Origin of the sequence: Streptomyces misionensis (genome assembly GCF_900104815.1) — a bacterium.
Classification (GTDB): domain Bacteria; phylum Actinomycetota; class Actinomycetes; order Streptomycetales; family Streptomycetaceae; genus Streptomyces; species Streptomyces misionensis.
In genome coordinates, this window is the sequence record NZ_FNTD01000004.1 from 4,449,495 (window position 1) to 4,470,480 (window position 20,986).

Annotated in this window: 19 protein-coding genes; 14 read left to right on the forward strand and 5 right to left on the reverse strand. The window is 71.9% G+C overall.

Annotated elements, in window-relative coordinates; genetic code table 11:
* Window positions 1-164 precede the first annotated feature (164 nt).
* The 10 genes from BLW85_RS21860 to BLW85_RS21905 all read left to right on the forward strand — a co-directional run bounded on the left by BLW85_RS21860 (window position 165) and on the right by BLW85_RS21905 (window position 8,527).
* A complete protein-coding gene (locus BLW85_RS21860) occupies window positions 165-1,142 on the forward strand; it encodes a Rossmann-like and DUF2520 domain-containing protein (protein WP_074992916.1) in 978 nt (325 codons plus the stop codon).
* Window positions 1,139-2,140, forward strand: coding sequence for a pantoate--beta-alanine ligase (panC, locus tag BLW85_RS21865; RefSeq protein WP_074992917.1), 1,002 nt, complete (start codon window positions 1,139-1,141; stop codon window positions 2,138-2,140). The genes BLW85_RS21860 and panC overlap by 4 nt, the downstream gene beginning before the upstream one ends.
* Window positions 2,137-3,834: an L-aspartate oxidase gene (locus tag BLW85_RS21870; protein ID WP_074992918.1), complete on the forward strand. Its 1,698-nt coding sequence runs from the start codon at window positions 2,137-2,139 to the stop codon at window positions 3,832-3,834. Before panC ends, BLW85_RS21870 begins: the two co-directional genes overlap by 4 nt.
* A 28-nt stretch (window positions 3,835-3,862) precedes the next feature.
* The gene (gene nadC, locus BLW85_RS21875; RefSeq protein WP_070022480.1) at window positions 3,863-4,840 is read left to right on the forward strand and encodes a carboxylating nicotinate-nucleotide diphosphorylase; all 978 of its coding nucleotides are present in this window, start codon (window positions 3,863-3,865) and stop codon (window positions 4,838-4,840) included.
* Window positions 4,841-4,845: 5 nt separating this feature from the next.
* On the forward strand, window positions 4,846-5,643 hold the full coding sequence (locus BLW85_RS21880; RefSeq protein WP_070022481.1) for a type III pantothenate kinase: 798 nt from the start codon (window positions 4,846-4,848) through the stop codon (window positions 5,641-5,643).
* A gap of 197 nt (window positions 5,644-5,840) precedes the next feature.
* Entirely contained in the window at window positions 5,841-6,452 is a 612-nt protein-coding gene (locus tag BLW85_RS21885; protein ID WP_070022482.1) for a hypothetical protein, read from the forward strand.
* Window positions 6,453-6,641: 189 nt separating this feature from the next.
* Window positions 6,642-6,821 (forward strand): hypothetical protein, encoded by a 180-nt coding sequence (locus tag BLW85_RS21890; protein ID WP_070022483.1) that lies wholly within the window; start codon window positions 6,642-6,644, stop codon window positions 6,819-6,821.
* A 165-nt stretch (window positions 6,822-6,986) separates the two neighbouring features.
* The gene (locus tag BLW85_RS21895) at window positions 6,987-7,430 is read left to right on the forward strand and encodes a BlaI/MecI/CopY family transcriptional regulator (protein WP_070022484.1); all 444 of its coding nucleotides are present in this window, start codon (window positions 6,987-6,989) and stop codon (window positions 7,428-7,430) included.
* 9 nt (window positions 7,431-7,439) lie between these two features.
* Window positions 7,440-7,973, forward strand: a complete 534-nt coding sequence (locus tag BLW85_RS21900) for an amino-acid N-acetyltransferase (protein WP_070022485.1) — start codon at window positions 7,440-7,442, stop codon at window positions 7,971-7,973.
* A 215-nt stretch (window positions 7,974-8,188) separates the two neighbouring features.
* Window positions 8,189-8,527 (forward strand): histone-like nucleoid-structuring protein Lsr2, encoded by a 339-nt coding sequence (locus BLW85_RS21905; RefSeq protein WP_070022486.1) that lies wholly within the window; start codon window positions 8,189-8,191, stop codon window positions 8,525-8,527.
* A gap of 31 nt (window positions 8,528-8,558) precedes the next feature.
* Here BLW85_RS21905 and BLW85_RS21910 read toward each other — a convergent pair whose 3' ends face one another.
* Entirely contained in the window at window positions 8,559-9,242 is a 684-nt protein-coding gene (locus tag BLW85_RS21910; protein ID WP_208624885.1) for an SCO3374 family protein, read from the reverse strand.
* 429 nt (window positions 9,243-9,671) lie between these two features.
* Here BLW85_RS21910 and BLW85_RS21920 point away from each other — a divergent pair, with 429 nt between their 5' ends.
* Window positions 9,672-12,194 carry an ATP-dependent Clp protease ATP-binding subunit gene (locus BLW85_RS21920; RefSeq protein ID WP_070022487.1) on the forward strand — a complete coding sequence of 841 codons (2,523 nt, stop codon included), beginning with the start codon at window positions 9,672-9,674 and terminating at the stop codon, window positions 12,192-12,194.
* Between the two features lie 55 nt (window positions 12,195-12,249).
* Here BLW85_RS21920 and BLW85_RS21925 read toward each other — a convergent pair whose 3' ends face one another.
* Together BLW85_RS21925 and BLW85_RS21930 are read right to left on the reverse strand one after the other, a co-directional pair.
* Window positions 12,250-15,276, reverse strand: coding sequence for an NACHT domain-containing protein (locus BLW85_RS21925; RefSeq protein WP_074992919.1), 3,027 nt, complete (start codon window positions 15,274-15,276; stop codon window positions 12,250-12,252).
* Between the two features lie 56 nt (window positions 15,277-15,332).
* A complete protein-coding gene (locus tag BLW85_RS21930) occupies window positions 15,333-15,974 on the reverse strand; it encodes an HAD family acid phosphatase (protein WP_074992920.1) in 642 nt (213 codons plus the stop codon).
* 450 nt (window positions 15,975-16,424) lie between these two features.
* Between BLW85_RS21930 and BLW85_RS21935 the strand changes: the two genes are divergently transcribed.
* Window positions 16,425-16,973, forward strand: a complete 549-nt coding sequence (locus BLW85_RS21935; RefSeq protein WP_070022490.1) for a M23 family metallopeptidase — start codon at window positions 16,425-16,427, stop codon at window positions 16,971-16,973.
* A gap of 7 nt (window positions 16,974-16,980) precedes the next feature.
* On the opposite strand, the gene BLW85_RS21940 is transcribed toward BLW85_RS21935, so the two are convergent.
* Window positions 16,981-17,574: a TetR/AcrR family transcriptional regulator gene (locus tag BLW85_RS21940; RefSeq protein WP_074992921.1), complete on the reverse strand. Its 594-nt coding sequence runs from the start codon at window positions 17,572-17,574 to the stop codon at window positions 16,981-16,983.
* A 124-nt stretch (window positions 17,575-17,698) separates the two neighbouring features.
* Here BLW85_RS21940 and BLW85_RS21945 point away from each other — a divergent pair, with 124 nt between their 5' ends.
* Window positions 17,699-19,270 (forward strand): MDR family MFS transporter, encoded by a 1,572-nt coding sequence (locus BLW85_RS21945; RefSeq protein WP_074992922.1) that lies wholly within the window; start codon window positions 17,699-17,701, stop codon window positions 19,268-19,270.
* A gap of 195 nt (window positions 19,271-19,465) precedes the next feature.
* Here BLW85_RS21945 and BLW85_RS21950 read toward each other — a convergent pair whose 3' ends face one another.
* Complete coding sequence (locus BLW85_RS21950) at window positions 19,466-20,227, reverse strand: SDR family oxidoreductase (RefSeq protein ID WP_074992923.1); 762 nt, start codon at window positions 20,225-20,227, stop codon at window positions 19,466-19,468.
* 117 nt (window positions 20,228-20,344) lie between these two features.
* On the opposite strand from BLW85_RS21950, the gene BLW85_RS21955 reads away from it, so the two are divergent.
* The gene (locus BLW85_RS21955; RefSeq protein ID WP_074992924.1) at window positions 20,345-20,965 is read left to right on the forward strand and encodes a TetR/AcrR family transcriptional regulator; all 621 of its coding nucleotides are present in this window, start codon (window positions 20,345-20,347) and stop codon (window positions 20,963-20,965) included.
* The last annotated feature ends 21 nt before the right edge of the window (window positions 20,966-20,986 follow it).

Here is a 20,986-nt window from a genome sequence, read left to right on the forward strand (position 1 = left end):
GCAGCTGGATATCCGGGGCCGGGGCCGGCCGGGACCGCGTGGGGAAACCCACAGCCTGTGGACAACCGGTCGGCGGCGGACCGAGATAGCGTTAACATGACGAGAAATCGTCCGGTACATCGTCCGGTACCCGAAGCGGACTGGAACGGGAAGGCCGCCGTCGCGTGAGTACAGTCCACCAGCAAGACCTCAAGGACCGCCCCGCGCGGCTCACCGTCGGCGTCGTGGGCGCCGGCCGCGTGGGCCCCGCGCTGGCCGCGTCCCTCCAGCTCGCCGGGCACCGCCCGGTCGCCGTCTCGGGTGTCTCCGACGCCTCCCGCAGACGTGCCGAGACCCTGCTCCCGGGCGTGCCGCTGGTGCCGCCCGCCGAGGTCCTGGAGCGCGCCGACCTGGTGCTGCTCACCGTCCCCGACGACGTGCTGCCCGCACTGGTCGCCGGCCTCGCGGAGACCGGCGCGGTGCGCCCCGGCCAGCTGCTGGTGCACACCTCCGGCCGGTACGGCGCCAAGGTCCTCGACCCCGCGCTGCGCGCCGGCGCGCTCCCGCTCGCCCTGCACCCGGCGATGACCTTCACCGGCACCCCGGTGGACGTACAGCGCCTCGCGGGCTGCTCCTTCGGCGTCACCGCGCCCGAGGAGCTGCGGCTGGCCGCCCAGGCGCTGGTCATCGAGATGGGCGGCGAACCGGAGTGGATCAGCGAGGAGAACCGCCCGCTCTACCACGCGGCCCTCGCACTCGGCGCCAACCACCTGGTGACCCTGGTCGCCCAGTCCATGGAGCTGCTGCGCACGGCCGGCGTCGAGGCCCCCGACCGGATGCTCGGCCCGCTGCTCGGCGCCGCCCTGGACAACGCCCTGCGCTCCGGGGACGCGGCCCTGACCGGACCGGTCGCGCGCGGCGACGCGGGCACCGTCGCCGCGCACATCACCGAGCTGGGCAGGCACGCCCCGGGCACGGTCGCCGGCTACCTGGCGATGGCCCGCGCCACCGCCGACCGCGCCCTGGCGTCCGGGCTGCTCAAGCCGGAACTCGCCGAGGACCTGCTCGGCGTGCTGGCCGACGGCGGCGACGGCACCGGCAGCGGCCGCGCGGACGGCGACGGCACCGACGGCACGAACGGCACCGAGGGGAACGACCGATGACCACCGCCCTGCTCAGCACCGCCCAGGAGCTGCACGCCCGCGCCCGCGAGGGCCGCCGTGCCGTCGTGATGACCATGGGCGCCCTGCACGAGGGCCACGCGAGCCTCATCCGCGCCGCGCGCCGGATCGCGGGCCCGGACGGCGAGGTCGTCGTCACCGTCTTCGTCAACCCGCTCCAGTTCGGCGCGGGCGAGGACCTGGACCGCTACCCGCGCACCCTGGAAGCCGACCTGAAGGTCGCCGCACAGGCCGGCGCCGACGCCGTGTTCGCCCCCTCCGTGGAGGAGGTGTACCCCGGCGGCGACCCCCAGGTCCGCGTCACCGCGGGCCCCATGGGCGAACGCCTGGAGGGCGCCTCCCGTCCCGGCCACTTCGACGGCATGCTCACCGTCGTCGCCAAGCTGCTCCACCTCACCCGCCCCGACGTCGCCCTGTACGGCCAGAAGGACGCCCAGCAGCTGGCCCTGATCCGGCGCATGGTGCGGGACCTGAACTTCGGCATCGAGATCGTCGCCGTGCCGACCGCGCGCGAGGAGGACGGGCTCGCCCTCTCCAGCCGCAACCGCTTCCTGTCGCCCGACGAGCGCCGCACCGCGCTCGCGCTGTCCCGCGCCCTGTTCGCGGGTCGCGACCGGCACGCCGCGCAGGAGGCGCTGCGCGCCCGCGCCCGCGAGGTGCCCGCCACCCAGGCGCGGGCCGAGGCGCTGAGCGCGATAGGGGAGTCCCGCGCGGCGGCCGACGCGCACGCGGTGGCCACGGCCTCCCCCGGCGGCCCGGCGGCCGTCCGCGCCGCCGCCCGCCAGGTGCTGGACGACGCCGCCCACTACGACCCGCCGCTGGAACTGGACTACCTCGCCCTGGTCGACCCGTCCGACTTCACCGAGATCGGCGACGACCACACCGGCGAGGCGGTGCTCGCGGTGGCGGCCCGGGTCGGCGCCACCCGGCTGATCGACAACATCCCGCTCACCTTCGGATCCCTCGGAGCCGCTTCGTGACCAGCACAGGCATACGACTGCACGCGCCCGCCCCCGGCTGGGCCATCGAGGCGGACGTGGTCGTCGTCGGCTCCGGCGTGGCCGGTCTGACCGCGGCCCTGCGCTGCGAGGCCGCCGGGCTGACCACGGTGGTCGTCACCAAGGCCCGTCTGGACGACGGCTCCACCCGCTGGGCGCAGGGCGGCATCGCGGCCGCCCTCGGCGAGGGCGACACCCCCGAGCAGCACCTGGACGACACCCTGGTGGCGGGCGCGGGCCTGTGCGACGAGGAGGCGGTACGACTCCTGGTCACCGAGGGCCCGGACGCGGTACGGCGGCTCATCGCCACCGGCGCGCACTTCGACGAGTCCGCCGAGGGCGCCCTCGAACTCACCCGCGAGGGCGGCCACCACCGCCGCCGGATCGTGCACGCGGGCGGCGACGCGACCGGCGCGGAGATCTCCCGCGCCCTGGTCGAGGCGGTCCGCGCGCGCGGCCTGCGCACCATCGAGAACGCCCTGGTCCTGGACCTGCTCACGGACGCCGAGGGCCGCACCGCCGGGGTCACCCTGCATGTGATGGGCGAGGGCCAGCACGACGGCGTGGGCGCGGTGCACGCCCCCGCGGTGGTGCTCGCCACCGGCGGCATGGGCCAGGTGTTCTCCGCGACCACCAACCCGTCCGTGTCCACCGGCGACGGCGTGGCCCTGGCGCTGCGCGCGGGCGCCGAGGTCAGCGACCTGGAGTTCGTCCAGTTCCACCCGACCGTGCTCTTCCTCGGCCCGGACGCGGAGGGCCAGCAGCCGCTGGTCTCCGAGGCGGTGCGCGGCGAGGGCGCCCACCTGGTCGACGGCGACGGCGTGCGCTTCATGGCGGGACAGCACGAACTGGCCGAACTGGCGCCGCGGGACATCGTGGCCAAGGCCATCACGCGGCGGATGCTGGAGCAGGACGCCGAGCACATGTTCCTGGACGCCCGGCACTTCGGCGCCGAGATGTGGGAGCACCGCTTCCCGACCATCCTGGCCGCCTGCCGCGCCAACGGCATCGACCCGGTCACCGAGCCCATCCCGATCGCCCCGGCCGCCCACCACGCCTCCGGCGGCGTGCGCACCGACGCCCACGGCCGCACCACCGTGCCCGGCCTGTACGCGTGCGGCGAGTGCGCCTGCACCGGCGTGCACGGCGCCAACCGGCTCGCCTCCAACTCCCTCCTGGAGGGTCTGGTCTACGCCGAGCGGATCGCCGCGGACATCGCCGCCGAGCGCGCCGCGCACGGCCCGCGCACCCGCGTCCCCGCGCCCGTCCCGCACCCCGAGCAGCCGGCGCACCCGCTGCTCGCCCCCGAGACCCGGTTCGCCATCCAGCGGATCATGTCCGAGGGCGCGGGCGTGCTGCGCTCGGCCGCGTCCCTGTCCCGGGCCGCGGACCAGCTCCAGCGGCTGCACACCGAGGCCCGCGAGGCGCTCACCGAGCAGGGCAAGACCGCCGAGCCGGGCGTGGACACGTGGGAGGCCACCAACCTCCTGTGCGTGGCCCGCGTGCTGGTGGCCGCCGCCCGGCTGCGCGAGGAGACCCGCGGCTGCCACTGGCGCGAGGACCACGCCGAGCGCGACGACGCGAACTGGCGGCGCCACATCGTCGTACGGCTCGATCCGGACCGTTCGCTGGCGGTGCGCCCCACCGACACCGCAGACTTCCCCCCTACCCGGTAACACCAGCGCCTCAGGAGCAGTGACAGACGTGAGCACCGACGACCTTCCCCTCGTGACGACCGGCGGCTGCGGCGACGGCTGTGCCTGCGGCGCGGAGGACCACGAGGAGTACCTGGAGTGCGGGCTCGACCCCGCGCTCGCCGAACTGCTGGCGGCCGCCGGGCTCGACCCGATCGAGGTCGAGGACGTCGCCAACGTGGCCATCCAGGAGGACCTGGCCGGCGGCGTGGACGTGACCACGGTCGCCACCATCCCCGAGGAGGCCGTGGCCACCGGCGACTTCACCGCGCGCGAGGCGGGCGTCGTGGCCGGTCTGCGGGTCGCCGAGGCCGTGCTCTCCGTGGTCTGCACGGACGAGTTCGAGGTCGAGCGGCACGTCGAGGACGGCGACCGGGTCGAGGCCGGGCAGAAGCTGCTGTCGGTCACCACCCGCACCCGCGACCTGCTGACCGCCGAGCGCAGCGCGCTGAACCTGCTGTGCCGGCTGTCCGGCATCGCGACCGCGACGCGCGCCTGGGCGGACGCCCTGGAGGGCACCGGCACCAAGGTCCGCGACACCCGCAAGACCACCCCCGGGCTGCGCGCCCTGGAGAAGTTCGCGGTGCGCGCGGGCGGCGGCGTCAACCACCGCATGTCCCTCTCGGACGCGGCCCTGGTGAAGGACAACCACGTGGTCGCGGCCGGCGGCGTCGCCCAGGCATTCAAGGCCGTACGGGAGTCCTTCCCGGACGTGCCGATCGAGGTCGAGGTCGACACCCTGCACCAGCTGCGCGAGGTGGTGGACGCGGGCGCCGACCTGATCCTGCTGGACAACTTCACGCCCGGCGAGTGCGCGGAGGCCGTCGGCATCGTCGCCGGCCGGGCCCAGCTGGAGGCCTCCGGCCGGCTGACGCTCGCCAACGCGCGGTCGTACGCCGAAACCGGTGTGGACTTCCTGGCGGTCGGCGCCCTGACCCACTCCTCGCCGATCCTGGACATCGGCCTGGACCTGCGCGAGGCGGAGTAACGGCCATGCTGCTCACGATCGACGTCGGCAACACGCACACCGTCCTCGGCCTGTTCGACGGCGAGGACATCGTGGAGCACTGGCGCATCTCCACCGACGCCCGCCGCACCGCCGACGAGCTGGCGGTGCTGCTCCAGGGCCTGATGGGCATGCACCCGCTGCTCGGCGAGGAGCTGGGCGACGGCATCGACGGCATCGCGATCTGCGCCACCGTCCCGTCGGTCCTGCACGAGCTGCGCGAGGTCACCCGGCGCTACTACGGCGACGTCCCGGCCGTCCTGGTCGAACCGGGCGTCAAGACGGGCGTGCCGATCCTCACCGACAACCCCAAGGAGGTCGGCGCCGACCGCATCATCAACTCGGTCGCGGCGGTCGAGCTGTACGGCGGTCCGGCGATCGTCGTCGACTTCGGCACGGCGACCACGTTCGACGCGGTCTCCGCGCGCGGGGAGTACGTCGGCGGGGTGATCGCGCCCGGCATCGAGATCTCCGTGGAGGCCCTGGGCGTCAAGGGCGCCCAGCTCCGCAAGATCGAGGTGGCCCGGCCGCGCAGCGTGATCGGCAAGAACACGGTCGAGGCCATGCAGGCGGGCATCGTCTACGGCTTCGCCGGCCAGGTCGACGGCGTCGTCGGCCGCATGGCCCGCGAGCTGGCCGACGACCCCGACGACGTCACGGTGATCGCCACCGGCGGCCTCGCGCCGATGGTCCTCGGCGAGTCCTCGGTCATCGACGAACACCAGCCGTGGCTGACCCTGATCGGCCTGCGCCTGGTGTACGAGCGGAACGTGGCGCGCCTCTAGCCGTCGCCGCCACCGCCGGCCGGGCCGCCGAAGCGCGGCCGGCCGGCGGCACCCGCGTGGGCGGTTGTGCGGCGACCGGGTGGGAAAGCGGCCCCGGTCGGGGGAAACCCACGGCGACACATCATCCCGTTGTGTCACTTTTGTCCGATTAGCGGTAGCGTCGCCGCATGCCCACGCCATACGGATCCCGCGGCGGCATGGCGTTCGGCGCGGAGGAGCTGCGTGTGCTCCGCCGCGCCCTCGCCCTCGCCCTTCACCCCGGCCACGCGTCCGCCCAGGACGCCCAGGACTGCCTCCGGCTCGCCGAGTCGCTCGACGAGGCGATCCGCGAGGGGGCCAGACTGCGCGCCTTCCTGGTGGCCGACCTCGGCCGCTACCGGGCCGCGCTCCCGGGCACCGCGGCCGGCTATCTCGCCCTCCTGGAGGAGACGCTGGGCATCGGGTACCTGCCGGTGCCGGACGACCTCGCGGCGCTGCGGGCACTGCGGGGCAACCCGAGGGCGGCCGACCTGCTGGAGCGCTGCCGGCTGCTGGCCGAGCAGGACGTACGGGCCCGCTTCGCGCAGGGCACGGTCAGGATTCCGGCCCCGGCCGCACCGCCCGCGCGGGCGCGGCTGCTGGCCCTCTCCGGCGGCGCGGCGCGGCAGGCCGAGGGCGACGGCAAGCGGCCGTCCGAGCCCGCCCCGAAGCCGGCGCCGGCCGAGCGCCCCGCCCCCGACCCGGCGGCCCCCAAGCGCCCCATCCCCACCCCCGGCGAGGTCTTCCCCCCTCGCAAGCCCGCGGCCCCGCCCCGTCAGCTGGTCGGCTGACCGGTCCGCGCCGAGCCGCCCGCGCCCACCTCTCCGGGGCGCGGGCGGCTCCTTGTCCGGACGGGCACCGCGCCCCCCGGACCCGCGTTCCGCGCGGTGCCCCGAAGGGTCCCGCCCGCCCCCGGAGGGCCTGGCGGCGTTTGCGCCCCCCGCACCATTCGCCCGTTCCGCCGTGGCTACCCTGGTGTCATGGACTACGTCTCCGCGCTTGTTCCGCCGGTCGTGATGGCCGCGTTCTTCATCGGTTTGGTCCGGGTGATCGTGAAGACCCAGGGCGGGGCCGCCAAGGCCAAGGAGGACGCGGCCGTGGACGCCGCCCTCGCCCGTGCGGAGGGGGCGCGCAACGCGCCCGCCGCCGGCGACGCCTGAGCACTCCCCGGAGATCGCCACGAGCCGGGAAAGAGGCACGCGTCCCGGCTCGCACCCTTTTGCCCGCATTCGTGGACTTCGCGCACGTCCGGCACGCCATTGTCCGGATCTCCCACTATTGTCTGAGTTGTGCCTCGCCCCTTGGGAGAACTCGAAGACGCGGTCATGACGCGGGTGTGGAAGTGGAACCGCCCGGTGACCGTTCGAGAAGTCCTGGAAGACCTCCAGCAGGAACGCTCCATCGCGTACACCACCGTGATGACGGTTTTGGACAATCTCCATCAGAAGGGCTGGGTGCGCCGCGAGGCGGAAGGCCGTGCCTATCGATATGAGGCCGTCTCCACCCGTGCCGCCTACGCCGCCGCACTCATGAACGACGCCTGGTCGCAGAGCGACAACCCGGCCGCCGCGCTCGTCGCCTTCTTCGGGATGATGAGCCAGGAACAGCGCCAGGCCCTCGCGGACGCCGTACGCATCGTCCAGGGGCCGCAATCCACGGAAGCACCCGAAGCGCGCCGGGCGCGGCCCCCCGAAGGCGGAGAACCGGAAGCCGCGCGAGCGCGGCAAGAGGAGAACCCCGGCTCGGCAGAGGGCGCCGACGAGCGATAGCGTCCGCTCATGTCAGCAGCACGTCCCGAAGTCTCCGCAAAAGCCATCACGGTCCGTCGTGCCCGCACCAGCGATGTCCCGGCCGTGCGCCACCTCCTCGACGCCTACGTCCGCGACCGCATCCTGCTCGACAAAGCCACGGTCACGCTTTACGAGGACATCCAGGAGTTCTGGGTCGCCGAACGGGACGACAACGCCGAGGTGGTCGGCTGCGGCGCACTGCACGTCATGTGGGAGGACCTGGCGGAAGTGCGCACTCTGGCGGTGAAGCCCGGTCTCAAGGGCGCGGGCGTCGGCCATCAGTTGCTGGAGAAGTTGCTGCACACCGCGCGCTGGCTCGGCGTTCGCCGCGTTTTCTGCCTGACCTTCGAAGTGGACTTCTTCGGGAAGCACGGCTTCGTCGAGATCGGCGAGACGCCGGTCGACACCGATGTCTACGCGGAGCTGCTGCGTTCCTATGACGAGGGCGTCGCGGAGTTCCTCGGACTCGAACGAGTGAAACCGAACACCTTGGGCAACAGCCGGATGCTTCTGCATCTGTGATCGTCATTGCCGCCGTGACTATGCGCGGTGCCCTATGTCCGAAACGCGCAGCTTTCCGTACCCGGAGTCCCGAGCGATCCTCTCCCAGGGGTTTGTGTTTTTCCGGCAAAAGCGGTTTGCTTTCCGACGTACTGCAGTACTGCATATAACAGGGGCGGCGAAACGGGCGGACGCGCGCACCCTGACCCTCAACGTTATCGATGAAAGGAAATCCGGTGGCACAGAAGGTTCAGGTCCTTCTTGTCGACGACCTCGACGGCGGCGAGGCGGACGAGACGGTGACGTTCGCGCTGGACGGCAAGACGTACGAGATCGATCTCACGACCGCCAATGCGGACAAGCTGCGCGGCCTTCTCGACCCTTATGTGAAGGGCGGTCGGCGTACCGGGGGCCGTGCCTCCGGCGGCCGTGGAAAGGCCCGTGCCGCCGCCGGCGGCGGCAACCAGGACACCGCGGCGATCCGCGCCTGGGCCAAGGAGAACGGCCTGGAGGTCAACGACCGCGGCCGCGTTCCCGCGTCCATCCGCGAGGCGTACGAGAAGGCCAACGGCTGATCCGTCGGCCGATTACCGGTACCACGACCGATCACCGGTCCGACCGTACGACCCTTCCGGCGGGGCCGGCGGCCCTCCGCAGCCGGACGCGGTGACAGCATGCAGCCACCGTGTCCACCAGTCGTACGAGATCGGGGGCGTGCCCAGCGCGCCCCATGGCCGGCATCGCGGGCAGCGAGGCCCCGGCCTCGTGCCCCGGCTCGGGGGGCCGCAGCCACACGGCGGCCCCCTCAAGGCACTCGGAGAGACCCCGCGAGCGAGCCCCCGGAAGACCCCGGGAAGGCCTCTCGGCGGACGACGGCGGCCATCCGGGCGGCAACGGGGCCTCAAGGGCGTCCCCCGCCCCCAGGGCCCGCAGATCGAGCGTGACGGCACCCCACTCCAGCCACTCCAGCAGCCCCGGCAGCTCCTCCGCGCTGCCCGCGGCCACCAGCAGCTCCATCCGGTCGCCCCGCAGTGCCACCGGCGAGCCCGGCGCGAGATGCCGGAGCGCCCCGGCGCCCGCCTCGGCCGGCACGTCCAGGACGTCGAACCGGACCCCGGTGGGCAGCCGCGGCGGACGCCCGGGAACGGCGGCCCAGCCCAGCTCGCGCTCGTACCAGCGCCGGACCTCCCGCCACCCCCGTGCCCCGGGCCACGGCGCGGCGGGCGCTCCCGGTTCGACGGGACGGCGCGGAAGGGGGACCGTGGAGGGCGTGGAGACCGAGCCAGCCATGCCAGTGCAACCGGCGGAACGGACCCGGAGTTACGCTGGGTGCCCCGTCGATCGCGCACTGTGCTCGAAATAGGGGCGTACGGGGGCGGGGGGAGCCGCAAGGTTGTTCGCCCATAGCGGAGGGATCGGGTGCGCGCGGCATGGAGTGTCAGTCCCAGCGGGTAAGACATGCCTAGTGGGAGGGGGCGACGTGCGGGCGAGGCGGCCTCCCGTTCGCCATCGGCGTAGTGGCGAGTGGGGTAACTGCCTGGCCTGCGGGAACATCGTCTCGCACCATCGGGTTGGAGCAGATGTCGGCGTTCGGGGTCAGGAGGCCAAGGACGGTGTCGGCAGTTGGAATGAGCGGTCCCCGCTTGCGGGACTAAGCTGCGGAAGGACAGGGAGGGGAAGTTCCCCCCACTGCCTGACCGCTCTGAGGAGCGATTAACGATGTTCGAGAGGTTCACCGACCGCGCGCGGCGGGTTGTCGTCCTGGCTCAGGAAGAAGCCCGGATGCTCAACCACAACTACATCGGCACCGAGCACATCCTCCTGGGTCTCATCCACGAGGGCGAAGGTGTCGCCGCTAAGGCCCTGGAGAGCCTCGGCATTTCGCTCGAGGCGGTCCGCCAGCAGGTGGAGGAGATCATCGGCCAGGGCCAGCAGGCCCCGTCCGGTCACATCCCCTTCACCCCCCGTGCCAAGAAGGTCCTGGAGCTGTCGCTCCGCGAGGCCCTTCAGCTGGGCCACAACTACATCGGCACGGAGCACATCCTGCTCGGCCTGATCCGTGAGGGCGAGGGCGTCGCCGCCCAGGTCCTGGTCAAGCTGGGCGCCGACCTCAACCGGGTGCGGCAGCAGGTCATCCAGCTGCTCTCCGGTTACCAGGGCAAGGAGACCGCCACCGCCGGCGGCCCCGCCGAGGGCACCCCCTCGACGTCCCTCGTCCTGGACCAGTTCGGCCGGAACCTCACCCAGGCCGCTCGTGAGTCCAAGCTCGACCCGGTCATCGGGCGCGAGAAGGAGATCGAGCGGGTCATGCAGGTGCTGTCCCGCCGTACCAAGAACAACCCGGTGCTGATCGGTGAGCCCGGCGTCGGCAAGACCGCCGTCGTCGAGGGCCTCGCCCAGGCCATCGTCAAGGGCGAGGTGCCCGAGACGCTGAAGGACAAGCACCTCTACACCCTGGACCTCGGCGCCCTGGTCGCCGGCTCCCGCTACCGCGGTGACTTCGAGGAGCGCCTGAAGAAGGTGCTCAAGGAGATCCGCACCCGCGGCGACATCATCCTGTTCATCGACGAGCTGCACACGCTGGTCGGTGCGGGTGCCGCCGAGGGCGCCATCGACGCGGCTTCCATCCTGAAGCCGATGCTGGCCCGCGGTGAGCTGCAGACCATCGGTGCCACCACGCTGGACGAGTACCGCAAGCACCTGGAGAAGGACGCGGCCCTGGAGCGCCGCTTCCAGCCCATCCAGGTCGCCGAGCCGTCCCTGCCGCACACCATCGAGATCCTCAAGGGCCTGCGCGACCGGTACGAGGCGCACCACCGCGTCTCCATCACCGACGAGGCGCTGGTCCAGGCCGCCACCCTGGCCGACCGCTACATCTCGGACCGCTTCCTGCCGGACAAGGCCATCGACCTGATCGACGAGGCCGGCTCCCGGATGCGCATCCGCCGGATGACCGCGCCGCCGGACCTGCGCGAGTTCGACGAGAAGATCGCCGGTGTCCGCCGGGACAAGGAGTCCGCGATCGACTCGCAGGACTTCGAGAAGGCCGCCTCCCTGCGCGACAAGGAGAAGCAGCTCCTGGCCGCCAAGGCCAAGCGGGAGAAGGAGTGGAAGGCCGGCGACATGGACGTCGTCGCCGAGGTCGACGGCGAGCTGATCGCCGAGGTCCTCGCCACGGCCACCGGCATCCCGGTCTTCAAGCTGACCGAGGAGGAGTCCTCCCGCCTGCTGCGCATGGAGGAGGAGCTCCACAAGCGGGTCATCGGCCAGAACGACGCCGTCAAGGCGCTGTCGAAGGCGATCCGCCGTACGCGTGCCGGTCTGAAGGACCCGAAGCGCCCCGGTGGCTCGTTCATCTTCGCCGGCCCGTCCGGCGTCGGTAAGACCGAGCTGTCCAAGGCGCTCGCCGAGTTCCTCTTCGGCGACGAGGACGCGCTGATCTCCCTCGACATGTCGGAGTTCAGCGAGAAGCACACGGTCTCCCGTCTCTTCGGTTCGCCCCCCGGCTACGTGGGCTACGAGGAGGGCGGCCAGCTGACCGAGAAGGTGCGCCGCAAGCCGTTCTCCGTCGTCCTGTTCGACGAGGTGGAGAAGGCCCACCCGGACATCTTCAACTCGCTGCTGCAGATCCTGGAGGACGGTCGTCTGACCGACTCCCAGGGCCGGGTCGTGGACTTCAAGAACACGGTCATCATCATGACGACCAACCTCGGCACCCGGGACATCTCCAAGGGCTTCAACCTGGGCTTCGCGGCCTCGGGTGACACGAAGACCAACTACGAGCGCATGAAGAACAAGGTCCAGGACGAGCTGAAGCAGCACTTCCGGCCCGAGTTCCTCAACCGTGTGGACGACGTCGTCGTCTTCCCGCAGCTCACGCAGGAGGACATCCTGCGGATCGTCGACCTGATGATCAGCAAGGTGGACGAGCGCCTGAAGGACCGGGACATGGGCATCGAGCTGTCCCAGTCCGCCAAGGAGCTGCTGTCCAAGAAGGGCTACGACCCCGTGCTGGGCGCCCGGCCGCTGCGCCGCACCATCCAGCGCGAGATCGAGGACAGCCTCTCCGAGAAGATCCTCTTCGGCGAGCTGCGCCCCGGTCACATCGTGGTCGTGGACACGGAGGGCGAGGGCGACACCGCGACCTTCACCTTCCGCGGCGAGGAGAAGTCGGCCCTGCCGGACGCCCCGCCGATCGAGCAGGCGGCGGGCGGCGGCCCGAACCTGAGCAAGGACGCGTGAGCCTCCGGCGGTTCAGCTGAAAAAAGGGGCCGGTGCCTTCGGGCACCGGCCCCTTTCAGTGTTCTTCCACGGTGAGTTCGGCGTTCGGGAAGAGTTCCCGGTACCGGGACGCGGTGACGGAATGGCCGGGCTGATTCACCAGGACCACCGAGCGCAGGCCCGGTAGCCGGTGCGCCAGGGGCGAGAGGTCTTCGGTGCCGGACATCATGCCGACCTGAAGAACCTCGATGCCGGGAAGGACCGGCATCGGGTCGACGGAGTGCGTCAGCACCCTGCCGTTCAGGTCGATGCGGGTCAGCCGGGGCAGTTCCGCGACTTCACACCAGTCGTCCTCCGTCAGCTCCGTGGCCAGCGATCCGAAACTCAGGGTGCGCAGAGACGCCCACCGACTCAGCCCGCGCAACCCCGTGCTTTTGATGCTGTGCACGCCGAGGAAAAGGGATTCCAGCGGGGCGTCCACCGGCAGAGCATCGGTGAGGTCGGCCCCCGGCAGTTCCTGGTGTACGGAAAGGTCGGTGAGGGATCGGAGGGACCGCAGTCCGGTCATGTCGGCGATGCCGCAGGCGAGCGTGGTGAGCGGGAGAACGGAAAGTCGGTCCACTCCGGTGGCCGGACAGCCGAGCACCCCAAGTCGACGCAAACCACTGAACGGAACAAGAGCGCCCAGATCGGTGAGGTCAGGGTTGTCCAATATGAAAAGCGTTCTCACGGCCTCGGGGGCCGGCACAGCGGCCAGGATGTCCTCGGCGCTGTGCGGGCCGCCGAAAGACAGCTGGGGCCAGGGACGCATCAAGCCCAGTGCCGCGCGCTGTTCGGACGAGTCGCAGTTCAGGCGGAGACCTGCCCGGCTCAGATGATCCAGCACCTCCGCCGCATACTCCCCGGCGTCGAACCGCCCCCACGTCCCCACCAACTGCCGCCGCACATCCAGATCCGGATGCTCCCGGAACCGCCGCAGCACCCCCAGCGCCCCCTCCGGCTCCGCCTCCCCCAGGAGGGACGCGGTGATCACCACGCCCAGTGACTCCGCGGCCGTCAGTCCCTCCGGGCCCGGCAGCAGCTCCAGCACCAGCGGGCCCGCGCCGGCCAGGGACCGCGCGTCCTCCTTCGTCCGCGGCGGGATCAGCGCCGCCGCCCGCTCCTCGACCTCCGCCCGCACCCCCGCGTCCAGGGCCACCGCGTGTTCCAGGCAGGCGAGGGCCAGCAAGGTCAGCCGGGGGGTGTCCCGGGCGAGCAGCTGCCGGAGCAGCCAGGCCCGTTCCCGGGGGCGCGCGTGGGCGACGGCCATGCGGATGACGTCCTCCCACTGGGTGTCGTCGGCGTGGCCGAGCAGCACCTCCAGATGCCCTTCCCCGACCGCGTACCGCGCCCCCAGGTAGTCCTGGAAGGTGCGGTGGACGAAGTCCACGACGCCCTGTGCCGGCTGCCGCAGCAGGCCGCTGCGCAGCAGCAGCTCCCGCAGGACCGCCGGCGCGTCACCGCCCGCCGAGGCCACCGCCGGAAGGCACCGCTCCACGATGCCCTCCGCCGTGCCGGCGTCCATCTCCGTGCGGCCGCTGAGCACCAGCGCGTACGCGAGCCGTTGCAGCAGCTCCAGCTGCGCCTCCTCGCCCAGTTCGACGGCCATGCCCCGCTCCCGGTCCCGGCGCGCGAGCAGCATCGTGAGGGCGGCGTCGTACAACTCCTTGCGGCCGGTGGGGAGATAGCCCCGGCGTTCGCGGTGCAGGGCGCAGATCAGGCCGCACATCAGGGGGTTGGTGGTCAGCCGGGCCAGATCGCGCTTCGTGCGCAGGGAGTCCAGCAGCGGCGCCTCGAACTCCGGGGCCCGCGCCGCCTCGTGCCAGCGGCGGACGAAGGTGGCGACCTCCGAGCGGCGCATCGGGGCCAGGGTCAGCTCCCGGAAGCCCTCCTGGGCCAGCCAGTCGGCGCGGACGGCGGTCGGGCGGGAGGTCAGCAGCCAGCGGTTGCCGGGGTAGGCCGAAAGGAGGGAGCGCAGCCAGTCGCGGGTGCGGTGGCGGTCGGCGGCCGGTATCTCGTCCAGGCCGTCCACGAGGACCAGGCCCCGGCCCGCCGTGAGCACGCGTTCGGCCCAGCCCTCCGGCGGGGTCAGCGGGCAGCTCACGGCCTTCAGGAAGCCGTCCGGGGAGGGCAGGGTGCCGGTGCGGATCAGGGTGCGCAGGGGGAGGACGAAGGGGACGCGGCCGCCGTCGCGGGCCGCGGTGACCGCGAGCCACTGCACCAGGGTGGTCTTGCCGGAACCGGCGTCGCCGCGCAGCAGCACCCGGTCGTCGGCGAGCAGCGCCTCCTCGGCCCGCAGCCGGCCGGTGACGGCCGGCGGGTGCTCGCCGGTCGCCTGGTCGGGCGGGGCGTCCCCGGCCGTCGTCGCCTCCAGGCTCAGGTAGGCGACTTCCAGGGGCCAGCGGTCCGGGGAGTCGCGCAGGTCGACGCCGTAGATGGTGATGTGGTTGTGGCGGTCGGCCACGTACGGCAGGTAGCGGCGCTCGAAGGCGGTGTCGCGCCCGTCGGGGCGCGGGGTGCGGACGATCAACTCGTCCACCTTGGCGATCAGTTCGGCCTGGGCGCGGCTCTGTTCCACGAGGGTGCGGGCCACGAAGGACGACCGCCGGGTGAAGAACTCCAGGATCTGGAGGCAGGCCCATTCGGTCGCCGAGTCGAGGAAGTGGCGGGCGTCCGTGGAGAGGCCGTCGAAGGCCCTCGAGCCGTCGCTCAGCCGTCTCGCCAGCTCGCGGTACCCGAGGCGCACCGCCTGTACGTCGTCCATGTCCAGCTCGCCGAGCGTCAGCAGACGTCTGGCCAGCGCATCGGCCACCGCGCTCCGCTCGTCCGCCGGGAACGGTGCCTCGCCCGGGGACTCCACCGCCCGGTCCACGATCCGCTCGGCGAGCCTGTGGACGTCCTTCTCGCCGAGCGTCCGTTTCTCGCCCCGGAAGGTCACCAGCGCGGACAGCCGCACCGGCCTGTCCACCAGGCCCGCCCCGGGGGCGTCCCGCACGATCAGCTTCCGCACCAGCGGGCCGATCGCGGCGGACGCCAGCTTGCCACCCAGTACCGTCGGCTCCATCCGCCACCCCCGTGGTCGTACGACGTCCCGAAGACTACGGACGGAGCCTAACCGGGTTACGACAACTGGCCGTCGTAGTCGGGCAGTTTGAAGGTGCGGTCGGCGTGGCCGCCGGAGAGGTCGGTGGCGCTGTTGCCGATGTTGGCGATGATGTCGTAGCCCCTGCTCTCGATGCCGGCGCGCTGGGCCGTCTTGTAGTCGGCGACGTTCTTGAAGAGGTCGACGAGGCCGCGCACGTAGAGGCCGGAGACCCGGTAGCCGTCGTACTCCAGGTTCCACTTGGTGGGCGCCTCGATGATGCCCGGGCGGGCGGTGACGAAGAAGAGGGAGACGCCGTGCTCCTGGGCGTACTCGGCGACGTCCAGGACCGGCCCGTTGGCCGCCTGCGGGACCTGGAAGCCGAGGTCGGTCGCCAGCGCGGTGTTGTCGATGTCGAGGACGATGGCCTGCTTCTCGCCCGGTCCGGCGTCGGCGATGCGCTCCTTGATGTAGGGCAGTGCCTGGTCCATCACGGTCCGGCAGTCCTGCTGCCAGGTGGCGTAGTCGACCTTGCCGGTGGTGGCGCTCGCCGTCGTCGCCGCGGTGGCGGCCTGGGCCGGGCCGGCGTCCGCCGCCCGGGCCGGGGCGGCCACGGCGGCCAGGGCGGCCACGGCGACGGCGGTCACGGTGATGCGGCGCGCCAGGGGGCGTGTGGTCATCGGTGGGGGTTCCTCTCGCATCCGTCAGGAGATGGCAGGTGCATGATCTGTGGTGCGGGTGGCGTGAGGGGAACCGTAGGGTTACCGGACGGTAGGTGGATAGGGGTCTGCGTCACATTCACGGGCCGCGCGCATACGCCGGCCCGGTGATAAGGCGCACAGGCGAAATGTCCCTTACTACCCCCGATAGTGGGATGGGCCGACCGGGTAAAGGGTCGGCAAAAGGCGTGCCGATCCCGGAACCCGGGGTCATAGGAGCACGTCGGGGGCGTAGGTGCCCCGGTGGTCACCGGGCCTGTCAAGGTGATGGCGGGCCGGGGGCCCTCTACTACCGCGCGCCGTAGAAGCGTCGCTTTTACCCGGCGGGGCGATCGGTTACCAAGGGATGGCCGCCGCGGTGGACGTCTGTGCGCCGGGTGGCCGATCTGTCCCCGATTTCACGAGGTCCCGATGATCAAGCGCTTCACGTCCCGTGCTCTCCGTACGTCCTCGCTCCGTACCCGTGCCGCCGTCCTGGCCGCCGGTGTCGCTGTCCCGGTCGTGCTGGGCGCCGGAGCCGCGAGCGCCGCTCCGTCGGCCGCCTCCTGGGTCGACCCGGTGAAGAAGTACTCGCTGTCGGCGGGCTTCAACCAGTCCGGCGCCCGCTGGGTCGCCAAGCACAGCGGCCAGGACTTCGCCGTGCCGACCGGCACCGACGTCGTCGCCGTGCACGGCGGCACCGTGGTCAAGGCCGGTCCCAACGGCGCCGGCGACGGCCCCGCGTACGGCAACGCCGTCGTGATCAAGCACGAGAACGGCGTCTACTCCCAGTACGCGCACCTGTCCCGGGTGGACGTGCGCATCGGTCAGACCGTGAAGGCGGGCCAGCACATCGCCCTGTCCGGCTCCACCGGCAACTCCACCGGCCCGCACCTGCACTTCGAGATCCGTACGACCCCGAACTACGGCTCCGCCCTCAACCCGCTGTCCTACCTGCGCGGCAAGGGCCTCAAGGTCTGAGCGGACACTACCGGCGCGCGTGCTCGTGCGCCTGGGTGACCTGGTCCAGGGCGACCTCGAGAACGGCCGCGCGCTTCTTCTCGACGTCGCCCTCCAGGTCCTGGAGCAGGAACATGCCGGCGTGCAGGGTGAACAGGGCGCTGACCGAGCGCACCTGGTCGACCAGTTCGGCGTCCGGGTCCAGCAGGATGTCCCGCAGGCAGCGCATCCGGTCCTTGAAGGCGTCGCCGATGCGCAGCTCCCGCACCGTCGCCTGGTTCTCCTGCATGAAACGGAACAGCGGCTCCGCGTGCGAGAGGGCCTGGCTGTAGCGCCGTACGATCTCCCGCTTCGTCTCCAGGGTGTGCGGCTGGCCGCGTCCCCACTCGATCAGGTCCTGGATCGGCTGCGTCAGGTCCTCGAAGAGGCTGACGATGATCTCTTCCTTGGTCTTGAAGTGGTAGTACAGGGCCGCCTTGGTGACGTCGAGACGCTCCGCGATCTCGCGCAGAGAGGTCTTCTCGTAGCCCTGCTCCGCGAAGAGTTCGAGCGCGACGTCCTGGATGCGCTGGCGTGTGTTGCCGCGGCGCTGCTGCTTGGTGCCGTCCATGGTGCCGCCCATCCTGGTACTCCTTGCGCTCCCGCGAAACTTACTTGACGCCCGGCTAGTTGCCGTCTACCTTGCCAGTGTAGTGACTAGCCGGGCGGCAAGTAAGTGGAGGCCGGGGGGAGTGGGAAGAAGAAAGATGGCGGACACGGTGGAGAGCGCCCCGGCGGGGCGGAAACAGCGGAGCGTGCGCGTCGTACTGCTCGCGCTCATGATCGCGATGATGCTCGCGATGCTCGACAACATGATCGTCGGCACGGCGATGCCCACGATCGTCGGTGAACTCGGCGGCCTGGAACACCTCTCGTGGGTGGTGACCGGCTACACCCTGGCCACCGCGGCCTCTACCCCGATCTGGGGCAAGCTCGGTGACATGTACGGGCGCAAGGGTGCCTTCCTCAGCTCGATCGTGATCTTCCTGATCGGCTCGGCGCTCAGCGGCATGGCCCAGAACATGGGCGAGCTGATCGGCTTCCGTGCCGTGCAGGGACTCGGCGCCGGCGGTCTGATGGTCGGCGTCATGGCGATCATCGGCGACCTGGTGCCGCCGCGGGAGCGGGGCAAGTACCAGGGCATGATGGCCGGCGTCATGGCGCTGGCGATGATCGGCGGCCCGCTGGTCGGCGGCACCATCACCGACAACTGGGGCTGGCGCTGGTCCTTCTACATCAACCTGCCGCTCGGCGCGGTCGCCCTCGTGCTGGTCACCGCCGTGCTGCACCTGCCGAAGAAGCGGTCCCAGGCGGGCATCGACTACCTCGGTGTCGTCCTGCTGACCGTCGGCATCACCTCGATCGTGCTGGTCACCACCTGGGGCGGCAGCGAGTACGCCTGGAGCTCCCCGCGCATCCTGGAGCTGATCGCGCTCGGCGTGGTCGCGCTGATCGGCTTCGTGTTCTGGCAGACGAAGGCCGCCGAGCCGGTGCTGCCGCTGCACATCTTCCGCAGCCGCAACTTCACCCTGATGTCCGTCATCGGCTTCATCACCGGCTTCGTGATGTTCGGCGCCACGCTGTTCCTGCCGCTGTACCAGCAGGCGGTGCAGGGCGCGTCCGCGACCAACTCCGGTCTGCTGCTGCTGCCGATGCTCGGCGCGATGATGGTGACGTCGATGGTCGCCGGACGCGTCACCACCAACAGCGGCCGCTACAAGATCTTCCCGATCGCCGGCGGTGTGCTGATGATCGCCGGTCTGTACCTGATGTCGCTGATGGACACCGGCACCACCCGCCTCACCTCCGGCCTCTACATGGCCGTGCTCGGCCTCGGCATGGGCTGCCTGATGCAGATCACCATGCTGGTGGCGCAGAACAGCGTCGAGATGAAGGACATGGGCGTGGCCTCGTCGTCCACGACGCTCTTCCGGACGCTCGGCTCCTCGTTCGGTGTCGCCGTGATGGGCGCGCTGTTCAACAACCGGGTCAAGGACGTCATGGCCGAGCGGGCCGGTGCGCTGGGCAAGAACATCACCGAGCAGTCCGCCCAGCTCGACGCGAAGAGCCTGAAGAAGCTGCCGCCGCTGGCCCGCGAGGCGTACCAGCACGCGGTCTCCGCGGGCACCCACTCCGCGTTCCTGCTGGGTGCCGTGATCGCCGTCCTGGTCCTGCTGGCGGCCTTCTTCGTCAAGGAGGTCCCCCTGCGGGGCGGCCCCCAGGCCCCGAAGTCCGACGAGCCGGAAGCGGCGGTGCCCCCGCTGGCCGAGGCGGTCTGACCTCGCCGTCCGCGCACCGAAGGCCCCCGGCGGGTGTCCGCCCCGGGGGCCTTCGCCGTTGAGTGAGTCGGGCGAACGCCTGGGCAGGCTGTACGCGTGGGAACTCGCTGCGCTCGTGAAACTGGTCGGGGCCCTGCCGGACAGGGCTGAGGAACGAGCCGGGCCCGGCGGGGGTGGTCCGCCCCCGCTCCCTCGTCAGCGCTTCGTCGACAGGCTCGCGCCGCCGGACGCCTCCAGGACGATGCCGGTCACGAAGCCGTTCGCGGCGAGCATGTGCAGGGCGCGGGCGATGTCCTCGGGGTGGCCGACCCGGCCCACCGGGGTGGCGGCGGCGATGTCCTCGAACATGGCCTGGCGCTGCTCGGCCGGCTTGTCGTCCCACCAGGGGGTGTCGACGATGCCCGGGGCGACCGCGTTGATCCGCAGCGGGGCCAGCTCGACGGCGAGCGGCGGGATCAGCGCCTCCAGGGCGCCGTTGATCGCGGCGAGGCCGGCGGTGCCCGGGATGGCGGCGCGGGCGGACGCGGCGGTCACCAGGGTGACCGAGCCGTCCCGCCGCAGCGCGGGCAGCGCGGCCTGGAGCACCTGGACCTGCGGCCAGAACTTGCCGTCGAAACCGGCCGCCAGGTCCGCGAGGTCCAGCTCGGCGAAGGGGCCGGCGCCCTTGCCGCCGCTGAGGGCGACGATCAGGTGGTCGACGGTGCCGGACCCGGCGAAGAAGGCGTCCAGCGCGGCCCGGTCCGAGGCGTCGAGCCGGTGGCCCGAGACCTTCCCGCCCCGGCCGGCGAGCCGCGCCACCGCGGCGTCGAGCCGGTCCTGGCCGCGGCCGGTGATGATCACCTCCGCGCCGTCCGCCGCGCAGAACGCGGCGGTCGCCTCGCCGATGCCCGAGCTGCCGCCCATGACGACGACACGCTGTCCGGCGAGGGGGTGCGCAAGGGTGTGCGGAGTGCTCATGAGTGGCTTCTCTCCCGAGGCGTCACCGGGTTCCGGCCTGTTGCCGAGAACGTCGGTCTCGCCAAGCGTTGCCGAGACCGTTAGTCTCGTCAAGGGGGTTTCGAGAGGGAGTGGCACGTGCACGACACCAGGGAACCGCGCCCGCACACCGGGCGGCGCCGCAACGAAGCCGCCCGCCGGGCGATCCTCGACGCCGCCCTCGGCCTGCTCGCCGACGCGGACGGCGCCCCCGTCACCGTGGAGACCATCGCGCGCGCCGCGGGCGTCGGCAGACAGACCCTGTACCGCTGGTGGCCGTCCAAGGGCGCCGTCCTGCTGGACGCGCTGCTGGACCGGGCCGCCCAGGACGTACCCGCGCCGGACACCGGCAGCCTCCGGGACGACCTGCGGGCCCTGGTGACCGCGACCTTCGACGCGGCGCAGCGGCCCCCCTCCGGCCCGGCCCTGCGCACGCTGGTCCGCGAGGCTGCCGGGGACCCGCGGCTGGCCGAGCTGCTGCGGACGTTCACCGAGTCGCGCCGGGCCGCGGTGCGCGCGGTCCTGGAGCGGGGCCGCGAACGCGGTGAACTCCCGGCGGGCCAGGACGTCGACCTGCTGGTCGACCAGTTCTACGGCCTGTTCTGGTACCGCTTCCTGCTCGGCCACGCCCCCCTGGACCGGCCCACCGCCCTGCGGCTCACCGATGCGCTGCTCGGCCAGGCCGTTGCCGGGAGGGCCTCCCTTCCCGGGAGGACCTAGGGTCCGATCCAGACGGAAGAC